Consider the following 21,901-nt stretch of genomic DNA (forward strand, 5'->3'; position numbering starts at 1 on the left):
TGAATGATTGGGCTGCAGGCCTTAGTTGAGAAACGGAGGTTAGTGGTAAAGACGAGAATAGATCAGCACTGTCAATTTAAGAAGGATAGGAAGACTGTAAAGAATACAAAGGTGAAAGGTGAAAAGTGAATGGTGAATGCAAATTCACTATTGACCACAGCCCGATCACCGAACAAGAACAGATTTCTATTAATGAGTAATAGAGTCTGGATACAAACAAAACATTATACAATGGAGAGTTTGATCCTGGCTCAGGATGAACGCTAGCGGCAGGCCTAATACATGCAAGTCGGACGGGATAGGAGAGCTTGCTTTCCTTGAGAGTGGCGCACGGGTGCGTAACACGTATGTAACCTACCTTTGTCAGGGGGATAGCCTCTCGAAAGAGAGATTAAGCCCGCATAAAATCACAGAACAGCATTGTTTAATGATCAAATATTTATAGGACAGAGATGGGCATGCGGAACATTAGCTAGTTGGTAAGGTAACGGCTTACCAAGGCAACGATGTTTAGGGGATCTGAGAGGATGACCCCCCACACTGGTACTGAGACACGGACCAGACTCCTACGGGAGGCAGCAGTAAGGAATATTGGTCAATGGGCGGAAGCCTGAACCAGCCATGCCGCGTGCAGGAAGACGGCCCTACGGGTTGTAAACTGCTTTTATACTGGAATAAACCCACCTACGTGTAGGTGGCTGAATGTACAGTAAGAATAAGGATCGGCTAACTCCGTGCCAGCAGCCGCGGTAATACGGAGGATCCAAGCGTTATCCGGATTTATTGGGTTTAAAGGGTGCGTAGGCGGCTTTTTAAGTCAGGGGTGAAAGACGGTAGCTTAACTATCGCAGTGCCCTTGATACTGAAGAGCTTGAATGTACTAGAGGTAGGCGGAATGTGACAAGTAGCGGTGAAATGCATAGATATGTCACAGAACACCAATTGCGAAGGCAGCTTACTATGGTATGATTGACGCTGAGGCACGAAAGCGTGGGGATCAAACAGGATTAGATACCCTGGTAGTCCACGCCCTAAACGATGAACACTCGATGTTGGCGATATACGGTCAGCGTCAAAGCGAAAGCGTTAAGTGTTCCACCTGGGGAGTACGCCCGCAAGGGTGAAACTCAAAGGAATTGACGGGGGCCCGCACAAGCGGAGGAGCATGTGGTTTAATTCGATGATACGCGAGGAACCTTACCCGGGCTTGAAAGTTAGTGAATGAGGCAGAGACGCCTCAGTCCTTCGGGACACGAAACTAGGTGCTGCATGGCTGTCGTCAGCTCGTGCCGTGAGGTGTTGGGTTAAGTCCCGCAACGAGCGCAACCCCTATGTTTAGTTGCCAGCATGTAAAGGTGGGGACTCTAAACAGACTGCCTACGCAAGTAGAGAGGAAGGAGGGGACGACGTCAAGTCATCATGGCCCTTACGTCCGGGGCTACACACGTGCTACAATGGCCGGTACAGAGGGCAGCGACCTGGCAACAGGAAGCCAATCTCAAAAAGCCGGTCACAGTTCGGATCGGGGTCTGCAACTCGACCCCGTGAAGTTGGATTCGCTAGTAATCGCAGATCAGCAATGCTGCGGTGAATACGTTCCCGGGCCTTGTACACACCGCCCGTCAAGCCATGGAAGCTGGGGGTGCCTGAAGCCGGTAACCGCAAGGAGCCGTCTAGGGTAAAACCGGTAACTGGGGCTAAGTCGTAACAAGGTAGCCGTACCGGAAGGTGTGGCTGGAATACCTCCTTTCTGGAGCAGTATTTCCGAAGAGTTGAAAGGCAGAAAGGTAAAAGGCGAAAGGTAGTATGTCGCAAGGCATTCACCATTCACTATTGACCATTGACCATTCACTCACCTTATAAAGCGATAGTAAAACTGCTGCGCTTGATTATTTCATATATTATTAAATAGATGTGAGAAATTAGATATGAGACATGAGACAGGATGCAAATCAGACTCAGGACTCAAATCTCAAGACTCAGATCTAAAAAAAGGAAACCCAGGAAGATGAAGCCATCAGGGTGGGGCCTGACCTGAGGGGGAGGGACACTTAGAGTGGCAGTAGCAGTAGCAGCAGCAGTAGGCAGAAAAGTCCTGCAACTGCAACTGGAGACTGCAACTAATAAAGAGTCCCGTAGCTCAGTTTGGTTAGAGCACTACACTGATAATGTAGGGGTCAGCAGTTCAAATCTGCTCGGGACTACATTTGGAGCAGAAAGCAAAAAGCCGAAAGCATCAGGATGAAAGGGAGAAGGAAAAAAGCTTTAAGCTTTGGACTTTCAGCTTTCAGCATCAACTAGGGGGATTAGCTCAGCTGGCTAGAGCATCTGCCTTGCACGCAGAGGGTCAACGGTTCGAATCCGTTATTCTCCACCATGCTTGAGATGAGAGACGTGAGATATGAGATATGAGACAAAAGCGATAAGCAGTCTCAAATCTCAAATCTAATATCTCAAATCTGCAAAGCAAAAAGTTCTTTGACATATTGGAAGAAGTTAAATTGAAGAGAAGACAACAGTAGGGATAGATCTGAGCTGTTAGATATGAGCTATAAGACAGATGCAAATCAGTCTCAATACTCAAATCTCAATACTCAAATCTCATCTCAAATAAAGACATACCATTACGAGCAAAAGGCGTAATCGGTAGAAGAAAGTAAGAAAGGGTACACGGGGGATGCCTTGGCTCTCAGAGGCGAAGAAGGACGTGATAAGCTGCGATAAGCCGCGGGGATCAGCAAATATGACTTGATCCGCGGATTTCCGAATGGGGAAACCTAATCAGTTGAAGACTGATTGCATAAATGCGCGAACGTGCTGAACTGAAACATCTAAGTAAGCATAGGAAGAGAAAACAACAGTGATTTCCAGAGTAGTGGCGAGCGAAATGGAAGAAGCCCAAACCATACATGTTACGGCATGTACGGGGTTATAGGACCACAACATGAACATTAAAGAGAACCGGAACGGGGTGGGAAACCCGGCCATAGAGCATGACAGCTGCGTACGGGTAATTGATAGTGGGATAGTGGTATCCTGAGTACCGCGAGGTCGGAGACGCCTTGTGGGAATTTGCCGGCACCATCCGGTAAGGCTAAATACTCCTGAGAGACCGATAGTGAACCAGTACCGTGAGGGAAAGGTGAAAAGAACCCCGAACAGGGGAGTGAAAAGAACCTGAAACCGTGTACTTACAAGCGGTCGGAGCCACCTTGTGTGGTGACGGCGTGCCTTTTGCATAATGAGCCTACGAGTTACTCTTCACTGGCAAGGTTAAGTGTTTAAGACACGCAGCCGAAGCGAAAGCGAGTCTGAATAGGGCGTATAGTCAGTGGAGGTAGACGCGAAACCTTGTGATCTACCCATGGACAGGTTGAAGGTGCCGTAACAGGTACTGGAGGACCGAACCGATAAACGTTGAAAAGTTTCCGGATGATCTGTGGGTAGGGGTGAAAGGCTAATCAAACTGGGAAATAGCTCGTACTCCCCGAAATGTTTTTAGGAACAGCCTGGCGGTTGAGTTATAAAGAGGTAGAGCTACTAATTGGGTGCGGGGGAGTCAAATCCTACCAAATCCAGATAAACTCCGAATGCTTTATAATATACGCTGGAGTGAGGCTATGGGTGCTAAGGTCCATGGCCGAGAGGGAAAGAACCCAGACCATCAGCTAAGGTCCCCAAATTACCATTAAGTTGAACTAACGAGGTCCGATTGCACAGACAGCTAGGATGTTGGCTTGGAAGCAGCCATTCATTTAAAGAGTGCGTAACAGCTCACTAGTCGAGCGATCGGGCATGGATAATAAACGGGCATTAAATGGTATACCGAAGCTATGGATTTGCAGTAATGCAACTGGTAGGGGAGCATTCTGCCATCGGCGAAGCGGGAGCGGCAAGCAACCGTGGAGAGGGCAGAAAAGCAAATGTAGGCATAAGTAACGATAAGGCGGGAGAGAAACCCGCCCACCGAAAGACTAAGGTTTCCTGATCAACGCTAATCGGATCAGGGTTAGTCGGGGCCTAAGGTGAAGCCGAAGGGCGTAGCCGATGGACAACTGGTTAATATTCCAGTACTTTTTATAATTGTGATGCAGTGACGGAGTAGTGAAACTGGCGCGAACTGACGGAATAGTTCGTTAAAGGCCGTAGGTATAGAGTTTGTAGTTAAGTACGCAGACTTTGCTGAAAGCCGATAGTACCGCAAACCTTCGGGGGCGTGGATAGTCCAGGTAATCAGGCTTCCAAGAAAACCTGCTAAACTTCAGGTTATAAAAACCCGTACCGTAAACCGACACAGGTAGTCGAGGAGAGAATCCTAAGGTGCTCGAGTGAATCATGGCTAAGGAACTCGGCAAAATGGCCCTGTAACTTCGGGAGAAGGGGCGCTGGCAGCAATGCTAGCCGCAGTGAAAAGGCCCAGGCGACTGTTTAACAAAAACACATGGCTTTGCAAAATCGAAAGATGACGTATAAGGCCTGACACCTGCCCGGTGCCGGAAGGTTAAGAGGGGATGTTAGTCGCAAGGCGAAGCATTGAATCGAAGCCCCGGTAAACGGCGGCCGTAACTATAACGGTCCTAAGGTAGCGAAATTCCTTGTCGGGTAAGTTCCGACCTGCACGAATGGTGTAACGATCTGGGCGCTGTCTCAGCCATGAGCTCGGTGAAATTGTGGTATCGGTGAAGACGCCGGTTACCCGCAACGGGACGGAAAGACCCCATGCACCTTCACTACAACTTAACATTGATATCGGATACAGGATGTGTAGGATAGGTGGGAGACAGTGATCTGGCTTCGCTAGGAGTCAGTTAGTCAACGTTGAAATACCACCCTTTCTGTATTTGGTGTCTAACTCGTCACAGACGAGGACATTGTTTGGCGGGTAGTTTGACTGGGGTGGTCGCCTCCAAAAAGGTAACGGAGGCTTTCAAAGGTAAGCTCAGTACGCTTGGTAACCGTACGGGGAGTGCAATAGCATAAGCTTGCTTGACAGTGAGGCAGACAAGCCGAGCTGGGTCGAAAGACGGATATAGTGATCCGGTGGTTCTGCATGGAAGGGCCATCGCTCAAAGGATAAAAGGTACGCTGGGGATAACAGGCTGATCTCCCCCAAGAGCTCATATCGACGGGGAGGTTTGGCACCTCGATGTCGGCTCGTCACATCCTGGGGCTGGAGAAGGTCCCAAGGGTTGAGCTGTTCGCTCATTAAAGTGGCACGCGAGCTGGGTTCAGAACGTCGCGAGACAGTTCGGTCCCTATCTGTTGTGGGCGTAGGAAGTTTGAGTGGGGCTGACCTTAGTACGAGAGGACCGGGTTGGACTAACCTCTGGTGAATCTGTTATGGCGCCAGCTGTATTGCAGAGTAGCTACGTTGGGAATAGATAAGCGCTGAAAGCATCTAAGTGCGAAACTAGCCACGAGATGAGACTTCCATTGAGGGTCGTAGGAGACTACTACGTTGATAGGTTACAGGTCTAAAGGTGGCGACATCAAAGCCGAGTAATACTAATAACCCGAAGCTTTCTTCGTGATGGAAAAATGGCAGAACCAAGAAGCAAGAGCCAGGAGCCAGGACATTGTCTTGATTCTTGAACCTTGACTCTTGGTTCTCAACAACACATCAACAGATAACAAACAAAAACTGTTGTACTTCTTTTCGAAATAACTTCTTCCAGTAATGTCTTAGATAGGAGACGTGAGATATGAGATGTGAGACAAAGTCTCCATAGCATAGCCACCGATCAGATCTAATAAAATATCAGATAAGGATAGCAGACAGGGCCGCGGGACAATAAGTCTCAAATCTCACATCTAATATCTCAAATCTAAAAAGCATTCAGGTGCCTATATCGGCGGTGTCCACCTCTTCCCATTCCGAACAGAGAAGTTAAGCCCGCCAGAGCCGATGGTACTGCAGTAAAATGTGGGAGAGTAGGTCGGTGCCAAATTTTATTAAGCCTGTGAGCATTGCTCATGGGCTTTTTTATTGAATATCGAATCATGAATGCCGAACTACGGACTCATAAGGAATGCAAATCCAAGCATTCGGGGTTCTTTAGTTAAAGAGTAAGGAAGAAAAAGCCTGGTTTACGCAATCCGAAAAGCAATACTACACACAGCACCAAACCTATTACCATAACCTGCACGCGCTGGGGTTGGAATATGGGCAATTGAACTACGCAAAGGCGATGCCTTTTTTGCTGATGCTGGTGGATGTGTAAACGTATAGCTAATTATATGAAAATAGTACAGGCGGCGTGTACGCGATAAAGAAGCCAGAATAATGCCGACGGCACGTTTAAAACTACAATCCAAGAAAATTTAAAATGCTTGCGCCCCTTTGTGTGGCGTGTAATTCGTTATCACCGTCCCAAATGACGCTTACATTTCGATCTGTTTCTAGATATTCAATCATCCACTCGGTAGCTGCTGGTAATCTGTTTTCAACAACTAAAACAAGATTTGAATTAGGAAGGTTTTGCAAGTATCGATATTCATATAATTGGCTTAACGCGCTCCTTACTTGAGTTTTAGAGTTTGCGTCTGTGATAGATTTCATTTCAAATATAAAATCCATGTCACGGTATCGGGTAGCTAAATCAATTATTTGATTATACCTTGGGAGTGCTCCTACATTCCTAATCCTGGATGCCACCAAATTAACCAATCTTCTGTGTGCATTATCAGCTCTTTCAGTTGCAGCAAGGTTTCGATACGTGACAATAGTTTCCTGAGCTTGTGAAACGCGAAGTCCGACAGTTCTGTATTCCTGTAAATCTGTTGACCTAGGCATTATTGGCTCATCAATATTTTCAAAACTTAATATATTTACAGCCTGATTAATTGTGAGGGTAGCCAGAAAAAATCTGTCTGCCCTTCTTTCTAAAATGTGCAAGTCTACCAACCAAGAAACCACGGAGCTAAATCGGCGAGGTGCCATTGAGTTGGCGGCCAAGTGCGCTACGGAAGTAATAAAATCAACTATCTGATCTTTCGTAACGCCATGATTTGAATTCAATTCAAGAAAAGGGATAAGTCTTTGAAAAATTCGCGCGCTTAGCACACATTGTAATAACAAAGGATTATTAAGATTTGGCCCTGTCTGAATAAATGTGTTGCCAAGTGCAGTAAGCACTGATCGATTCTTAGTTGGAGTCGTTATGAAACCGACTATTTCAGCTGCTTTTCTGTAATATCTACCTTGTCGTTCGACTTTGTTAATTGTAGCAGCTATTGCTTGATATGTGGTGCCACCCTGTGATACAGTTATAACCGTCTTAATTACATCTGCTAAGATATCAGCTTGTGGTATTTCGTCACTCGGAATTAACATGATTAAGTGCCAATAAACAGAAATTCAGTTACCCTGTTGTTTTTATTTCCTATTTTATGATTTTGATTTCCAAAAGAATAGGTGTGATTTATTTCATGCACTATAACATTTGATTTATATCTAAGTAGCATTTCAATTAATTCTGATTTTGTAGGATAACTATTTGAAGAATATGAAATCGCAATAATTGATGTTTTGTATTTTTCAAAAAGGTGTTCAAATGCGCTATACGCTGTATCCTTTTTTGCAAAAGGAGAGTCATAGCTTTTGAATTTTTTTACTTTAGACCTTTGTTGTATTTCTATTCCATCCCAATTCTTTACAAGACCCTCGACAAAATGGTATCTGCGCACGTAATCGTTATCTGATTTTGGAGTGAAGTAAGGCGGATCAAAATATACTAGATCCGCTTCTACAAAAAGGTCTTCGGATTTCTGATTTAAAGATTCATTAACGAAGCCATTATCAAAAACCGCTTTATTAAAAATATCAATACTTTCTATAAAATGATCTTTAATAGATTTTTTCATATCTTTCCTACCATCATCGTATCTTTCACCAACAAAAGTGAATATCCCCCGCGACCTTTTTTTAAGGCATGATCTTACTAACGCAGATAAGGCTAAAGCGTGCTTATATTCGTCTTCAAGTTGGGAAATGTTTTCTCTGACCATATCAAGGAATTCATTCTCAAATTCTGAATAAAATATATCTTTGAAAGTTTCTTTTATGAAACCATTATTACTGTTGGCTTTTAACAAGAAATCTATATCATTATTATCTAATGTGTGTCCAGGGTTTTCAATAATTGCTTTAGATGTGATATAGCTGAAAGCCATAAAGTCATTCGTAATAACTCTTTTACCTTGACATTTTAGAAAATAACCAATAACATTACTTCCTCCAAACCCGTCCAGAACACTTTCGAATGGTAATGATTTTAAGTGCTCCCAAATTTCATTGATAATTTTATTCTTACTTCCCATATATCTTGTGCCGGGAAAGGAATTGAATTGATCTTCGAAAGATGGAATTTCTAATTGCATGCTCATAGTCCGCCTATTACCATTAAGTCAACACCTGTTCTTGTGTTCGGATTGCTGCTTATTAGCCGTTTAGTTTGGATAATTTCCAATTGAAAATCCTTGTATAATTCTAAAATTAAAGGATGCTCTGAGTTGGTAAGAATGACAAAACAGCCTTTTGCAACAAGATCTTTAAATACACAAGCCAACTCAATTTGATCCTTTTCATAGAAGAACTCCTTCGTATAGCGTTTGAAATCAGAATACTTTCCAACCGGTTGATAAGGAGGATCAAGAAATATAAAGTCACCTTCTTGAGCATGATTTTGTAAAACATCTTTATAATCAGAATGATAAATTTCAGTTTGCTGCAGATATATCGATGCGCTAAGAAGTGTCTCTTTGTTCAAAAAAGGTCCATTTTTTTTACCAAAGGGCACATTAAAATCTCCTTTTTTATTTACTCTAAATAGTCCGTTAAAGCAAGTTTTATTTAAATAAATCAGCCTTGCAGCTCTTTCTAAATTAGATAGCCTGCTGGTATCTAATGCTCTCGTTTTGTAATAAAAATCTTCAGTATTTTTATAGCCCTCTAAAATTTGAATAAGTTCAAAAACGTTTTCCTTTACTTGTTTATAAGTTATGATTAATTCTTCATTAAGGTCTGAAATGATCGATTTTGAATGATTTAGGCTAAAGTATATAGCGCCTCCACCAATGAATGGTTCTATATATTTATTGAATGACGGAGGGACGAATTTCTTAATATCATTGGCCATTTGAGATTTACCACCAGCCCATTTTAAAAATGGTTTTTGATCTCCAAATTCTGGAAATAATTTCTTTTGATTTAGATACGCTTTTTTTAATTGCGGCTGATATTCTACCGGAAATGCAGTATTAATCATTTAATTAATTGTTTTGATTGTCGTATATAGGTTATTTTTTCCTCTGCCACTTTAAAAATGTCGCCCACATCCTCCTCTTCTAAAAGATCATATGCAACTTTATCACTTATAAAAATAATATGTAAGTCTTTTTTACTGACGTTAAAAATACTAGTGAGTTTATCGATAAGATCATCATTAGCTTTTCGTTCGTTCCTTTCAATCTTACTAAGAGTCGATTGATCGATGTCTAATAAGGCAGCAAGCTTACGTAAAGGCATTTGATTATCCTCTCGTAATTTTCGTAATATCTCACCAAATGTCAATGTTGCTAATTTGGACATATAAACTCTTGACAGGTTTTGTCCAAATGTAAAGCTATTGCTAAATTTAATAGCAATAATTGTTAGAAAACTTTTCAACAAATACAATTTTATATACATTCCACGCTATGGCAAACTGCTTGCTTGTGGCTTTCCAATTTATTTTAAAGCTGTGAGAGTCCCGTCCGCTAATACACACATGCCATGTCCTTCTATAATTACTAACCATTACTTGATAGTCACTACGTTTATTTGTCACGTCCCTTGCTTGACCCTGTCTTTATTCCGCTATTGCTTACCCGTGCTGCCCGTTGCCGTCGTAATTTGGCCTGATGCTGTCACTCGCTTATTGGCGCTAAGGGTTCCGGCTCTAAATTTGTCACGTTGTTGCCTGGTGCTATATGCTTTTCGTCATTGGTTTAGCGGTGCCGGTGGTGCACGTCATCATGTTGCCTGTTTTTGTAATGTGGCACCGTTAGCACGGGCCGGCTGAGCCTGCTTATTTGGGCTCGCCTGGTATTGCCGCCTATGCCGGGCCATCCGCTTATTTATGGTTAACACCTTTGCGATGGAAAATTGCATATTTACCTGATATTCAGTTGTTTAACTGGATATGGCGTTAAAAAAGTGTTAACCATGTTAACCCACTTGTTTAGCGGCAGCAGGGCAGCCGGCAACCCCGCCCTTACAACTTTTACAGCTAAACCCACCCCAAACCCTCGCGCCCCGGAAATCGTAAAAGGGGGTGGTGGTGATTGGTTAACTGGTTAACTGGTTGATGGGTAATGGATGCAAGGCGGCATAAACCGGCGCGCCCCGTTCCACAAATCACAAATTAACAAATCACTAATTAACTTAACCATCAATAACTATATTAGCACCACACTAAACACCCGCATGAAAAAAGGACGGCTTGAAGCCTTCAGCGACGGCGTAATTGCCATCATCATCACCATTATGGTGCTCGAGCTTAAGGTGCCTACCGGCATCTACGGCGACGATTGGCGCGCCATAGTGGCCATGGCCCCCACCTTTCTTACCTATGCGCTCAGCTTCGTATACGTGGGCATCTACTGGAACAACCACCACCACATGTTCTACCTGGTGGATAGCATTACCGGCAGCGCCCTGTGGGCCAACTTAAATTTGCTGTTCTGGCTGTCGCTGATGCCCTTCGCCACCGGCTGGATGGGCGAAAACCACTTTTCCAAATGGCCCGTGGTGGGTTACGGCGTGGTGCTCATCATGTGCGCCGTATCGTACACCATACTCGCCTACACGCTAACCCGGCACCACCGTAACGATTCGGCCCTGGCCCTTGCCCTCGGCCGCGACTGGAAAGGCAAAGGCTCGCTCGCCCTGTATGTTATTGCTGTGGCGGTCGCCTTTTTTCAACCCTATATCGCCCTCGGCATCTACACCATCGTCGCCATCATCTGGTTCATCCCCGACCGGCGCATCGAAAAACGGGTGCATCAGCACAGCGAGTAGCAGATTTTTGTTGTAAAGTTTAAAGTTGGAAGGTTGTAAAGTTAAGGCCCCCAATGCCCGGTGACTAAAACAATGGGCGTTCCCCGCTTTGCTGCTGCCGCCGCCACTGCCCCTGCCACTCAGCAAACCGGGTCGCGCCGTACGCTCATACTGCACACGGCCTTAGTCGCAAGCCGGTATCCGCTGCCGTCGCTAACGCAGGCTTTTCAACTAAATAAAGCCCCCTCTCGTTTGGAGAGAACCGGGGGGGAGGCTACATGGTCAGCGTTCCGCAAATCGCCTGAACACGATTAAAATGTTAATGATTCCCCTGGATTACCGGCAGCGTTTTTGGTTCCTTCTGTCACGACAAAAGTAACCAGGCCCACGCGTCCATTGAGCGGGTAGAATTATCTCATCAAACCCCACCGCTATGGCCCTAATCCAACCCCCTAAAAAATATTTAATAATAAAACCCGTTTAGCTTAACTATCCCATACTTCGCCACGTAGAAAGTTAATATTAACCGCCAAATTTCTAATCATTTTCTAACCTGGATTTTAAACTGAATTTATAATTAATAGGTAAACTTGTGCATAAACATAATACCCCTTGTAATAACATGACGAAAACTATTTTCAGCGTGCACGCCCCTAAAACGCTGATCCTTGTTCTCCTGGTATTTACGCAGTTTTACTGCAACGCACAATCAACCCCGCTGCCCAACGGCTTCGCCCATAACGACTACCGCCACAAGCGCCCGCTGTTTGATGCGCTCGAAAACGGCTTTACCAATATCGAGGCCGATATATTCCTGCGCGATACCACGCTGATAGTGGCGCATGCGCTCCCGCAATTCAAAAGCCATCGGCGAAATTTAGAACGACTTTACCTTAAACCCCTGCACGACCGTGTGCTGGCCAACAACGGCCGCGTATACGCTGACTACGCCCGCCCCGTCATCCTGATGATCGATATCAAAACCGGCAGCGACGACACCTACCGCGCCCTGGCCCGCGTGCTGGATAAATACCGCGACATGCTCACCAGTTACGAAGACGGCGATATGCATTATGGCGCCGTTACCGTCGTGCTTTCGGGCCACAAGCCTTATAAAATGCTCGAGGGACAAACCACCCGCCTGGCCTTTATCGACGAGGACCTGCGCCGCGTCGCCCGCGACTCGTCGGCGGTAAACAGTGATGTCTTTACGATGGCCAGTTGCAAATATTCGCGCATGCTCAGCTGGGATGGCAAAGGCCCCATGCCTATGCTTCAGCGCGAACGCCTGCTCAGGTTTGTAGGTATGGCGCACCGCATGGGTAGCAAAGTACGCCTATGGGCCTCGCCCGACCGCCAGGTGGTGTGGGACGAACTCCTCAAATGCGGCGTCGATCTCATCAATACCGACCACCTGGTAACGCTCAGAAATTACCTCGCCAAAAACCAGGTTACCCTCGCCAAAGCCGACCTTTAAAACGGTAAAAAAAATATTTTTTTCTTTGTAAAAAAGTAAAACTTTTATTTTCTATAATTGTCTATTAATCACTACATCTACGAAAATCAATTAAATTAAATTAGGGGAATAGCCGGTCGCAAGCCGGCTATTTTTTTTACGCTATTTTTCGATACAAAAAATCGGTATCCAAATCAACTTAGTCCAACGCAATCAACTAATTTATATTCAAAATAAATTGCGATTTGTAATTGGCTACGGCACTTATTCTTACATAGGTTGCCTACCTTCGGGGAAAGTACTAAATCACGCCCGCTATGGATGATTTTCTCGCCGCCAGGTCGCAAATGGCGCTTTCGTTAGGGTTCCACATCGTGTTTTCGTGCATCGGCATGGTGATGCCCTTTTTTATGGCGATAGCGCACTGGTACTGGCTTAAAACCAAAGATCCTGTTTACAAAAACATCACCAAAGCATGGAGCAAGGGTGTAGCTATATTTTTCGCCACGGGTGCGGTATCGGGTACGGTGCTGTCGTTCGAGTTGGGGCTGCTTTGGCCCGCATTTATGAAACACGCCGGCCCCATCTTCGGCATGCCGTTCTCGCTCGAAGGGACAGCCTTCTTTATCGAAGCTATTGCGCTTGGATTTTTCCTGTACGGATGGGAGCGCTTCAACCCCTGGTTCCACTGGTTTACAGGGCTTATAGTGGGTATAAGCGGCATTGTGTCGGGTATCCTGGTGGTGTCGGCCAATAGCTGGATGAACAGTCCCTCGGGTTTCGATTATGTGAACGGGCAATACCTGCACATCGACCCCATTAAAGCGATGTTCAACGAAGCCTGGTTCCAGCAGGCGCTGCACATGTCCATCGCAGCGTTCGCGGCAACAGGTTTTGCAGTTGCAGGCGTCCATGCGCTGATGATCGTCCGCAAAAAGAATCCCAGGTTTCATTACATGGCCTTTCGCATCGCAATTGTGTTCGGTGCGGTGGCGGCCATACTACAGCCTTTAAGCGGCGATATATCTGCTAAAGACGTCGCCAAAAGACAGCCGGCAAAGCTCGCCGCTATGGAGGCCCATTTCAAAACAGAAAAATTTGCCCCGCTCATCATTGGCGGCATACCCGATACGGCGACGAAAGAAGTCAATTACGCCATCAGAATTCCCGGCATGCTCAGCTTTATGACCTACGAAGATTTCAACGCCGAAGTAAAGGGCCTGGACCAAATACCCGCAAAAAATCAGCCGCCTGTAGCGGTCACGCACTATGCCTTCCAAATTATGGTGGGCCTGGGTATGGCTATGCTGGCCCTGTCGCTGTTGTATTTTACCGCTTTGATCAAAAAGAAAAAATGGTTTGGCAAGGCCTGGTTTCTGAAGCTGTTTGTAGCAGCAACGCCTTTAGGCTTTATCGCCGTGGAAGCCGGCTGGACGGTAACGGAAGTGGGCCGCCAGCCATGGATTATACAAGGCATTATGCGCACTGCCGATGCGGTAACGCCCATGCCGGGTATAGCGTATTCGTTTTACATTTTCACAGCTGTATATATTTCATTAAGCCTGGTGGTTACGTTTATGCTGTATCGTCAGATAAAAATGGTACCGAAAATGTACGATGTTGCGCCTCACTAACCCAACCCTCTTTACCGCTCGCGGTAGAGAGGGTCGACGAGCGAAGCGATGTCGGGGTGAGTCAACTAATAAAACGATAGTCTTAATACTAAACAAAAAATGCTCTACGTCGTCATCACATATCTCTGGTTAGCGCTGCTGCTCTACCTCCTTTTGGGCGGGGCCGACTTTGGCGCGGGCATTATCGAGCTTTTTACTTCCGAAGATAATAAGGCCAAAACCCGGCGTATCAGTTACGAGGCCATCGGCCCGGTTTGGGAAGCTAATCACATGTGGCTCATTATTGCTATAGTGATCCTGTTTGTCGGGTTCCCGGATATTTATTCTACCATGTCCGTCCACCTGCATATTCCGCTGGCTATTATGCTATTGGGTATCATCGCCCGGGGCACAGCCTTTGCTTTCCGTAATTACGATGCCGTGGTTGATAACATGCAGAAGGTTTACAACAAGATATTCGTGTACTCCAGCTTTGTCACGCCCTTGTTCCTGGGCATCATTGCCGGCAGCGCGGTATCCGGGCAAATCGATACGCATGCCACTACATTCGTATCAGCCTATATTGATAGCTGGCTCAACTGGTTCTCGGTGTCCATCGGCTTTTTTACGGTGTCGCTTTGCGGTTTTATCGCGGCCATCTACCTTATCGGCGAGGCCACGGATGTGGAAGAGCGCCGCAGGTTTGTGCGTAAGGCTATGCAAATGAATGTTGCTGCCGTAATATCCGGCTCCCTGGTTTTCGTTTCGGCAATTGCAGATGGCATACCGCTGGTCGATTGGGTTTTCGGCAACCCCATAGGCATTGCTGCCGTTACGGCCGCTATTATATCCCTTATCGTTTTATGGAGAATGATCCATAACGGCCGCGCCCGAACCCTGCGCCTGCTGGCCGGGTTCCAGATCACCATGGTACTCATCACGGTAACTTATAAACACTACCCCAATATTGTGATACTTAAAGGCGGCGGCTACCTGTCCCTCATCGCTAACAAAAGTGCCGATAAATCTATCGAGACCCTCGCGCTGGCCCTGCTCATCGGCAGTCTTTTTATTTTACCGGCGCTGGTTTATTTGATCTATAGCTTTCAAAAGAGGGGAGTGGAGGATCATCGATAAAAAATAAACAACCATTTTTATTGCTTGTGGTTGGGGCACTAACATTGTCCATGCTCCTATAGGCAATCACCAACAGTCCGTTCAAAATAAAAACCCCATTTCACCATAGCTATTCTGTTCCGATTTATTTAGATTTGGTTCTCATGCGCTTCCGTTGACTGTGTCCTCACCGGTAACCAGAACGATAACCTATAAATAATGAAATTGATGAAATTCCCTGCTATTTTATTGGGCCTGCAATTTGCGGCCGCTGTTTGTTGCGCCCAGGTAAAGGTTGATAACCTGCTTTGCGAGAACCGCACCAACCCGTTGGGTATGGATGTAACGGTGCCTCGTTTTACCTGGCAGCTCAGTACCGACAAGCGCAACGAGATGCAAACCGCCTACCGCATTGATATTAGCGACAATGCCAATTTTCACGGCCATGTTTGGGATTCGGGTAAGATCGGTTCCGATTCATCGGTATTGGTTAGCTATAAAGGCAAACCGCTGCAATCGGGCAAAAGGTATTACTGGCGCGTGCGGGTTTGGGATAATTATGGCAAGGCATCGTCCTGGAGCGAAACAGCATGGTGGCAAATGGCCCTGTTGCAAACCAGCGACTGGCAAGCCAAATGGATAAGTCCCGGCTATGCCGAAGACACGGTTAATCGTCCAAGTCCTTTTATGCGCAAGCAGTTCCATATTCATAAAAAGATCAGGTCGGCAACGGCTTACATTACTGCGCATGGTATGTACGAGGCACAGATAAACGGGCAGCGCGTAGGCGATGCTTATTTAACTCCCGGCTGGACAAGCTATAAGAACCGCCTGCAATACCAGACTTATGACGTGACTAACATGCTGAAGGAAGGCAGTAATGCCATTGGCGTAATGCTGGGTAACGGCTGGTACCGCGGCATTATTGGTTACAGCGATAAACGGAACGTTTACGGCAAGGATATTGCCTTGCTGGCGCAGATCAATATTACTTACGAGGACGGGACCACAGGCGTTATCATTTCTGATGATAGCTGGAAATCGTCTACCGGCGAGATACGCTATAGTGAGATATACAACGGCGAGACTATCGACCATAACAAAACACAGGATGGCTGGACCCAACCCGGGTTTAACGATGGACAATGGAGTGGCGTAAAGGTGGAAGATTACCCGAAGAATATCCTGCTGGCTACTTACAATGAGATGGTGAAAAAGCACGAGACCTTTAAGCCCGTGCGTATTTTCAAAACACCCAAAGGGGAGCGGGTGATCGATTTCGGCCAGAACCTGGTAGGATGGGTGATGCTGAAAGTAAAAGGCAAACCAGGCGATACGATCAAAGTATGGCACGCCGAGGTGCTTGATAAGCTGGGTAACTTTTATACCGAAAACCTTCGCGCGGCAAAAGCTGAAGATACATACATATTGAAAGGCAATGGCGAGGAAACCTTCGAGCCGCATTTTACTTTTCATGGCTTCCAGTTTATACGGATCGAGGGCTATCCCGGCGATCAGATACTGCCCGAAGATGTTACCGCTGTTGCGATGTATTCTGATATGAAACCGACCGGCACTTTCGTCACCAGCAATGCGCTTATCAACCAGCTGCAGCACAACATCCAATGGGGACAGAAGGGTAATTTTCTTGATGTGCCTACCGACTGCCCGCAGCGCGATGAGCGCCTGGGCTGGACCGGTGATGCGCAGGTTTTCTCGCGCACAGCTACTTTTAATATGGGTGTAAACGACTTTTTCGCCAAATGGCTGCGCGACGTGGCTGCCGACCAGTCACCGGCAGGTGTTGTGCCCTTCGTGGTGCCTAACTGCCTTGGCTTTACACAGGGCAGTACCGGCTGGGCCGATGTATCCACCGTTGTCCCCTGGAATATGTACCTGGCTTATGGCGACAAGCGTATCCTGCAAACGCAGTACCCCAGCATGAAGGCCTGGGTTGATTATATGCAGCACCAAAGCAAAAACGACCTCTGGCAAACCGGTTTCCACTTTGGCGACTGGCTGTTCTACAGCCGCGATGATGATACCGACGGCACGTCAGCCATTACCGATAAGTATTTTATAGCGCAGTGTTTCTATGCCTACTCCACCCAGTTGCTCATCAACGCCGCCAATGTTTTGGGTAAACAGGACGATGTAGCTGCCTATACCGCTCTCTTGAAACGCATCAAAGACGCCTTCTTTAAAGAATACGTAACTCCCAACGGCCGGCTGGTATCGGGGACACAAACAGCCTACACGCTGGCGCTCAATTTCGATATGCTGCCCGAATCGCTCCGCCCGCAAGCTGCGCAGCGTTTGGTAGAAAACATTCATGCCTACGGCAACCACCTCACCACGGGCTTTTTAGGGACACCTTACCTGTGCCATGTCCTTACCCGTTTCGGGCATAACGATATGGCATACCGCCTTTTGCTGCAGGATACCTACCCGTCGTGGCTGTACCCGGTAAAAATGGGTGCTACCACCATCTGGGAACGCTGGGATGGTATCAAACCTGATAAAACCTTCGAGGCTGCCAGCATGAACTCGTTCAACCACTACTCCTATGGTGCCATCGGCGACTGGATGTACCGCGTTATGGCCGGCCTGGATACCTACGACGATCAGCCCGGTTACAAACATATCCGCGTAATGCCGCACCCGGGCGGTGGTTTTACCAATGCGACTGCAAGTTTGGAAACCTATTACGGAAAAGCGGCATCAGGCTGGGAAGTTAAAGACGGGAAGACTTATTATAGCATCGATATCCCGGCAAATACCAAAGCTGATATTTACCTGCCTGCATCATCAGTTAACGACATCACCGAAAATGGTAAGGCGCTTGCCGTCGATAAGGATATCAGTGTCGGCGCTGCTGAAAACGGTTACGTATTGATCAAGGCTGGATCTGGAAGTTATCATTTTGCCGCGCCTGCACCAACAGCCCCAACGGTTACGACATCAAAATAGAAAATAAACAATAAAAAGTCCCTCTCCTTTGGCGGGGCCTTAAAAAAAAGCAAAAACCGACCCTCTTTGCCGGTTGCGGCAGAGAGGGTGACCGACGAAGCAACGGTCGGGTGAGTCAACTAATGAAGCGACAGTAAACCGGCCCCCTTACCTGAATAAACAAACCCCTAATGTGTACTGGTTACCATTGGCGTGGTAGCAATAAAGTGTTGTTGCACATTCAGAGCCGCCGCATTCCGAAATATCGTAGCAGGGTTTATTGTAATATGGCCCCGGGTTGCAGGTGCCGCCCTTGATCTGCTTCATTTCTTCGCGACTAAGCTTTTGATGGGAGCCCGAAAACTTCGTGTTTTGATCCTTCATAATTTTTGATTTTAAATGGTAAATGGTTCTTTAATTGATTAATTAAAGATAGCAATATTTTCTTATTGAGAAACATAAAATTTCTCGATAAGAAATTAATAAAATAATAGGGACGAGTTGAAGACAGTTCGGATCTTATTTGCTAAGCGTTACAGCTAAACCTTTCCGCAATGTGTTATGTATCTCCGCCATGCGGTCGGTATGGGCTATCAGGTCGGCTATTTCTGCATCCGTGGCATTGGCTTTTACATGGGCCTTGTACCTGAAATCGGAACCAGGTTCGCCCTCGGCGCCAAATTCGCTCACAAATTCTACTTCCACACCGGTAACTTCTATGTTTTTTTTGGCAGCCTCGCGGTAAATATCATTACAAAAACAGGTAGCTAAAGAAAGCATCAGCAACTCGCCACCGTTAACCGACGAGCCGAAGCCTGTCGGTTTCACAGCGATGTTCATTTCTTTAGCCGAGTCGTTGGTTTGCACGCTTACCTCGTGCCGGTTGAGCGCGCTTTTTATACTGGCAGATATTTTCATAGGGACAAATATAATTATCCTATTGCACCATAATATACCAATGGCCCTGTATCAAATTTGCCAGGCTTATGCCGGTGTATTCTCTTCGTCCTTCGGTTGCGGCGTTCTCCTCACTCGGCCAGGGATCGCGCACCACGATGGATTGAATTACCGGGCCGTAATAGCTTTCGGTGTAGCTGCATGCCGTTATCACCACCGCGTGGCCCGAATTCGGCCCGCTTTGATACCCGATAAGGATGGGGTGCTGACGCGATAATTCCTGTATCAAATAAGCAGGGTTAGGCGCGCCCTGGTAGAAAACAGCTCGAACTGCATATTGCCTGCCGCTGTTATCCACGCTCCAGTTGTTCAGGTTAGCGGTTATCACCTGCCAGCTGCCGGTCCAGTTTGGCAGCTCGCCGTTGGGGTCGATGCCGTAGCTCCGCGCCACAATTTGTTCCTGGGTGATGTTAACACCGTAATAATTGAATATCATTTGCAGCGATGCCGCCCAGCACCAGTTGGAATTGTGCTGCGGCGATGCATAGAATTTGAAATCTTCACTCCGTATACCTACATAAACCGGCTGCTGGTCCTGGCTAAAAGTGCGCTGCGCTGATATAAGCACCAGGAAGACCAGGAGAGGCCTCAATATTTTCATGGTCCTGTCGATTTAGAGATATAAATATAGTTACGCGGATGCTAAATTCGACTATGTCTCCCTGCCAAACGGCAGGGAGATAGTCTTTCCCAAAACAGGCCATTTACATAGCGTTATTCTGTAGCCTGCAGCAATATGATCTTTAATGGTTTCCGGAGGAAGTATGTCGTCGGGAATTTGGTTCGGCTCTTGAGCTTGTCAGAAAATCCCGCCCGGCAGCCGACCCTGGCTGCCGGGGCAGGGATATCAATCAACCATTAACCTAACCGTCACAGGAAGATGTCGTATTTTGTGGATTTTCTACTTTTTACCACCTCCAAAGAAGACGCCGATGGTAAAGGACGCATAACTCGAGCTGTGTCCAACTACATTATAAGCCGCTGCCATCCGGAAATGACCCGCTTCGAAGCCAACCCGTGGAAAGAAGCCAATGCTGGATGCGCTTGGGGCCAGCACTACGTTTCCATTGGATCCGCTCACGGCCTGCTGCGAGAAAAGGCCGGCTCCGGCGCCACCAAACGGCCGGAACCCTGTTTTAGCGAAATAATATTCGATAGACGGGCAATAGGAAGTTAAAAGTGATACATGCGTTTTGGTAGTCCCGGCGGTTACATCCTGGTAACCCAGGCCCGCGCCTTCAAACCGGAAGCCTATCGCCAGGTCGTCAGACAAGCGGTAATGTGGTTCGACGGTAAAAGTGACACCGGCCTTTGTACCGCCGCCGTTACCTGCCGAAGGGATAGCGTAGCCGAGGTCAATATCGACCTTAAACGCGTGGTATGTGGTTGATTGCGCATTAACAAAGCAGGTAATGCTGACGAATGCTGTGAGTAATAATAGTTTTTTCATGATCTGAGTTTTTAAGGGGTTGTTTATGATTTTTCCTGGTTGTTTAATTATTATGGCCGGTCCGGTTACTGTTGCTGCTGTTTTAAGCTGATCTCCCGTATCTCGCTATTATATTCATCTGCTACGAATACGTTTCCGCTGGCATCAATTGCCAGGCCGATAGGCTGCGAAAATGTGGCTTGCGTTGCCGGCCCGTTGGTTGCACCTTTCTGGCCCGTGCCTGCATAAGTGCTTACTGTGCCGTCAGTCGCTATTTTTCGTATGGTATTGTTTTTAAGTTCTGCCACAAACAGGTTGCCTTTCGGGTCGAAAGCTACCCCGCAGGGGAAATAAAACGTTGCGTTCAATGCAGGGCCGTTTGACAGGCCCTGTACGCTGGTACCTGCAAACGTACTTACCATGCCTGTCGAAACCGTGATCTTGCGGATACAATTGTTCACTATATCGCCAACATATATATCCCCGTTGGCGTCCATCGCCAATCCATACGGGCTGCTGAAAGTTGCGCTGGCAACCGGGCCGTTTTTAAAGCCCCGCACGCCCGTACCCGCATAGGTGCTTACTTGCTTGGTGGCCAGGTTTATTTTGCGAATAGTATTATTATTGTCCGCGACATACAGGTTATTGTTTGCGTCGATAACCATACCCTCGGGGTGGAAAAAAGAAGCCGCTGTGCCAACGCCGTCGGCCGACCCCTGCAGGCCGCTGCCTGCTATGGTGACTGCGTTTCCCGCAGTAGTTATTTCGCGTATCCGGTTGTTCTCCTCGTCTGCGATAAAAAGATTGCCCGATTTGTCGAATACAATATTGGCAGTGCCATTAAAAATAGCCGAAGAGATGGGGCCGTCATTAAATCCGGGGGCAACCGTTCCGGCAAAAGTGGAAACTGCCCCGGTATTCACGTTTATTTTTCGTATCAGGTTGTTGGCCCAATCGCCAACGTATAGGGTGCCGTCGCTGCTGAAAGCCAGCCCCGATGCGTTGTTAAAGCCCGCTGCGGCAGCAATTCCGTCCTGGTGACCTATGGTGGTGCTCCCCGCCAGTGTGGTTACAGTCAGAACTTTCGGGATGGTTGGCGTAACCGCGCTCTTTTTTGAGCAGGATGAAAAAAACACAGCTGCCACTGCCAGGAATAATAGGGGGATTTTAATGCTTTTCATGTTTCGTAAGGTTAATTGGGATGTTATTTTTCTAAAAACTCATTGGTGATCAGTTATTTGCTAACTAAAATATGCTTATTATCATCTCCTGTTTTTGACTTTATATGACCCGGCTTAAATACTTGACCATGTGATATAAATACTTGACGTATTGAAATTGCT

At 46.7% G+C, this 21,901-nt stretch carries 15 protein-coding genes, 2 tRNA genes and 3 rRNA genes; 11 read left to right on the plus strand and 9 right to left on the minus strand.

Features of this window, described 5'->3' with window-relative positions:
- The first annotated feature begins 228 nt into the window (after positions 1-228).
- From FRZ54_RS09540 to rrf, 5 genes are all read left to right on the plus strand, one after another.
- A 16S ribosomal RNA gene (locus FRZ54_RS09540) occupies positions 229-1,750 on the plus strand.
- A 379-nt stretch (positions 1,751-2,129) separates the two neighbouring features.
- Positions 2,130-2,204, plus strand: a tRNA-Ile gene (locus tag FRZ54_RS09545).
- A 96-nt stretch (positions 2,205-2,300) separates the two neighbouring features.
- Positions 2,301-2,377, plus strand: a tRNA-Ala gene (locus FRZ54_RS09550).
- 272 nt (positions 2,378-2,649) lie between these two features.
- A 23S ribosomal RNA gene (locus FRZ54_RS09555) occupies positions 2,650-5,529 on the plus strand.
- Between the two features lie 307 nt (positions 5,530-5,836).
- Positions 5,837-5,948, plus strand: a 5S ribosomal RNA gene (rrf, locus tag FRZ54_RS09560).
- The 16S, 23S and 5S rRNA genes sit together here with 2 tRNA genes alongside, the layout of an rRNA operon.
- 356 nt (positions 5,949-6,304) lie before the next feature.
- On the opposite strand, the gene FRZ54_RS09565 is transcribed toward rrf, so the two are convergent.
- The 4 genes from FRZ54_RS09565 to FRZ54_RS09575 all read right to left on the minus strand — a co-directional run bounded on the left by FRZ54_RS09565 (position 6,305) and on the right by FRZ54_RS09575 (position 9,589).
- Positions 6,305-7,333, minus strand: a complete 1,029-nt coding sequence (locus FRZ54_RS09565; RefSeq protein WP_147031392.1) for a DUF7226 domain-containing protein — start codon at positions 7,331-7,333, stop codon at positions 6,305-6,307.
- Between the two features lie 2 nt (positions 7,334-7,335).
- On the minus strand, positions 7,336-8,319 hold the full coding sequence (locus tag FRZ54_RS24665; protein WP_262712285.1) for a DNA adenine methylase: 984 nt from the start codon (positions 8,317-8,319) through the stop codon (positions 7,336-7,338).
- A gap of 62 nt (positions 8,320-8,381) precedes the next feature.
- Entirely contained in the window at positions 8,382-9,266 is an 885-nt protein-coding gene (locus FRZ54_RS24670; RefSeq protein WP_228462673.1) for a DNA adenine methylase, read from the minus strand.
- Positions 9,263-9,589, minus strand: coding sequence for a helix-turn-helix domain-containing protein (locus tag FRZ54_RS09575; RefSeq protein WP_147034461.1), 327 nt, complete (start codon positions 9,587-9,589; stop codon positions 9,263-9,265). Before FRZ54_RS09575 ends, FRZ54_RS24670 begins: the two co-directional genes overlap by 4 nt.
- An 876-nt stretch (positions 9,590-10,465) precedes the next feature.
- Between FRZ54_RS09575 and FRZ54_RS09580 the strand changes: the two genes are divergently transcribed.
- The 6 genes from FRZ54_RS09580 to FRZ54_RS09605 all read left to right on the plus strand — a co-directional run bounded on the left by FRZ54_RS09580 (position 10,466) and on the right by FRZ54_RS09605 (position 18,193).
- Complete coding sequence (locus FRZ54_RS09580) at positions 10,466-11,059, plus strand: TMEM175 family protein (RefSeq protein WP_147031393.1); 594 nt, start codon at positions 10,466-10,468, stop codon at positions 11,057-11,059.
- 72 nt (positions 11,060-11,131) lie between these two features.
- Positions 11,132-11,353, plus strand: coding sequence for a hypothetical protein (locus FRZ54_RS09585; RefSeq protein WP_147031394.1), 222 nt, complete (start codon positions 11,132-11,134; stop codon positions 11,351-11,353).
- A 307-nt stretch (positions 11,354-11,660) separates the two neighbouring features.
- Positions 11,661-12,515 (plus strand): phosphatidylinositol-specific phospholipase C/glycerophosphodiester phosphodiesterase family protein, encoded by an 855-nt coding sequence (locus tag FRZ54_RS09590; RefSeq protein ID WP_147031395.1) that lies wholly within the window; start codon positions 11,661-11,663, stop codon positions 12,513-12,515.
- Between the two features lie 296 nt (positions 12,516-12,811).
- A complete protein-coding gene (locus FRZ54_RS09595; RefSeq protein WP_147031396.1) occupies positions 12,812-14,128 on the plus strand; it encodes a cytochrome ubiquinol oxidase subunit I in 1,317 nt (438 codons plus the stop codon).
- Between the two features lie 99 nt (positions 14,129-14,227).
- Positions 14,228-15,244 carry a cytochrome d ubiquinol oxidase subunit II gene (locus FRZ54_RS09600; protein ID WP_147031397.1) on the plus strand — a complete coding sequence of 339 codons (1,017 nt, stop codon included), beginning with the start codon at positions 14,228-14,230 and terminating at the stop codon, positions 15,242-15,244.
- 198 nt (positions 15,245-15,442) lie between these two features.
- On the plus strand, positions 15,443-18,193 hold the full coding sequence (locus FRZ54_RS09605) for an alpha-L-rhamnosidase (RefSeq protein ID WP_228462674.1): 2,751 nt from the start codon (positions 15,443-15,445) through the stop codon (positions 18,191-18,193).
- 147 nt (positions 18,194-18,340) lie between these two features.
- Here the strand turns inward: FRZ54_RS09605 and FRZ54_RS09610 are convergent, their stop codons facing one another.
- The 5 genes from FRZ54_RS09610 to FRZ54_RS09630 all read right to left on the minus strand — a co-directional run bounded on the left by FRZ54_RS09610 (position 18,341) and on the right by FRZ54_RS09630 (position 21,739).
- Positions 18,341-18,556 carry a bacteriocin-like protein gene (locus FRZ54_RS09610; RefSeq protein ID WP_147031398.1) on the minus strand — a complete coding sequence of 72 codons (216 nt, stop codon included), beginning with the start codon at positions 18,554-18,556 and terminating at the stop codon, positions 18,341-18,343.
- A 135-nt stretch (positions 18,557-18,691) separates the two neighbouring features.
- Positions 18,692-19,090, minus strand: coding sequence for an OsmC family protein (locus FRZ54_RS09615; RefSeq protein ID WP_147031399.1), 399 nt, complete (start codon positions 19,088-19,090; stop codon positions 18,692-18,694).
- 19 nt (positions 19,091-19,109) lie between these two features.
- Positions 19,110-19,730: a C39 family peptidase gene (locus tag FRZ54_RS09620; RefSeq protein WP_147031400.1), complete on the minus strand. Its 621-nt coding sequence runs from the start codon at positions 19,728-19,730 to the stop codon at positions 19,110-19,112.
- Between the two features lie 300 nt (positions 19,731-20,030).
- Positions 20,031-20,579 carry an outer membrane beta-barrel protein gene (locus FRZ54_RS09625; RefSeq protein WP_147031401.1) on the minus strand — a complete coding sequence of 183 codons (549 nt, stop codon included), beginning with the start codon at positions 20,577-20,579 and terminating at the stop codon, positions 20,031-20,033.
- Positions 20,580-20,644: 65 nt separating this feature from the next.
- Positions 20,645-21,739 carry an NHL repeat-containing protein gene (locus FRZ54_RS09630; protein WP_147031402.1) on the minus strand — a complete coding sequence of 365 codons (1,095 nt, stop codon included), beginning with the start codon at positions 21,737-21,739 and terminating at the stop codon, positions 20,645-20,647.
- Positions 21,740-21,901 lie beyond the last annotated feature (162 nt).

It is taken from the genome of Mucilaginibacter ginsenosidivorans (assembly GCF_007971025.1).
Lineage (GTDB): Bacteria > Bacteroidota > Bacteroidia > Sphingobacteriales > Sphingobacteriaceae > Mucilaginibacter > Mucilaginibacter ginsenosidivorans.

Coding starts and splice junctions, on each gene's coding strand:
- FRZ54_RS09565 (WP_147031392.1), bottom strand. CDS start 7,333: ATGTTAATTCCGAGTGACGAAATACCACAAGCTGATATCTTAGCAGAT.
- FRZ54_RS24665 (WP_262712285.1), bottom strand. CDS start 8,319: ATGGGAAGTAAGAATAAAATTATCAATGAAATTTGGGAGCACTTAAAA.
- FRZ54_RS24670 (WP_228462673.1), bottom strand. CDS start 9,266: ATGATTAATACTGCATTTCCGGTAGAATATCAGCCGCAATTAAAAAAA.
- FRZ54_RS09575 (WP_147034461.1), bottom strand. CDS start 9,589: ATGTCCAAATTAGCAACATTGACATTTGGTGAGATATTACGAAAATTA.
- FRZ54_RS09580 (WP_147031393.1), top strand. CDS start 10,466: ATGAAAAAAGGACGGCTTGAAGCCTTCAGCGACGGCGTAATTGCCATC.
- FRZ54_RS09585 (WP_147031394.1), top strand. CDS start 11,132: ATGGGCGTTCCCCGCTTTGCTGCTGCCGCCGCCACTGCCCCTGCCACT.
- FRZ54_RS09590 (WP_147031395.1), top strand. CDS start 11,661: ATGACGAAAACTATTTTCAGCGTGCACGCCCCTAAAACGCTGATCCTT.
- FRZ54_RS09595 (WP_147031396.1), top strand. CDS start 12,812: ATGGATGATTTTCTCGCCGCCAGGTCGCAAATGGCGCTTTCGTTAGGG.
- FRZ54_RS09600 (WP_147031397.1), top strand. CDS start 14,228: ATGCTCTACGTCGTCATCACATATCTCTGGTTAGCGCTGCTGCTCTAC.
- FRZ54_RS09605 (WP_228462674.1), top strand. CDS start 15,443: ATGAAATTGATGAAATTCCCTGCTATTTTATTGGGCCTGCAATTTGCG.
- FRZ54_RS09610 (WP_147031398.1), bottom strand. CDS start 18,556: ATGAAGGATCAAAACACGAAGTTTTCGGGCTCCCATCAAAAGCTTAGT.
- FRZ54_RS09615 (WP_147031399.1), bottom strand. CDS start 19,090: ATGAAAATATCTGCCAGTATAAAAAGCGCGCTCAACCGGCACGAGGTA.
- FRZ54_RS09620 (WP_147031400.1), bottom strand. CDS start 19,730: ATGAAAATATTGAGGCCTCTCCTGGTCTTCCTGGTGCTTATATCAGCG.
- FRZ54_RS09625 (WP_147031401.1), bottom strand. CDS start 20,579: ATGAAAAAACTATTATTACTCACAGCATTCGTCAGCATTACCTGCTTT.
- FRZ54_RS09630 (WP_147031402.1), bottom strand. CDS start 21,739: ATGAAAAGCATTAAAATCCCCCTATTATTCCTGGCAGTGGCAGCTGTG.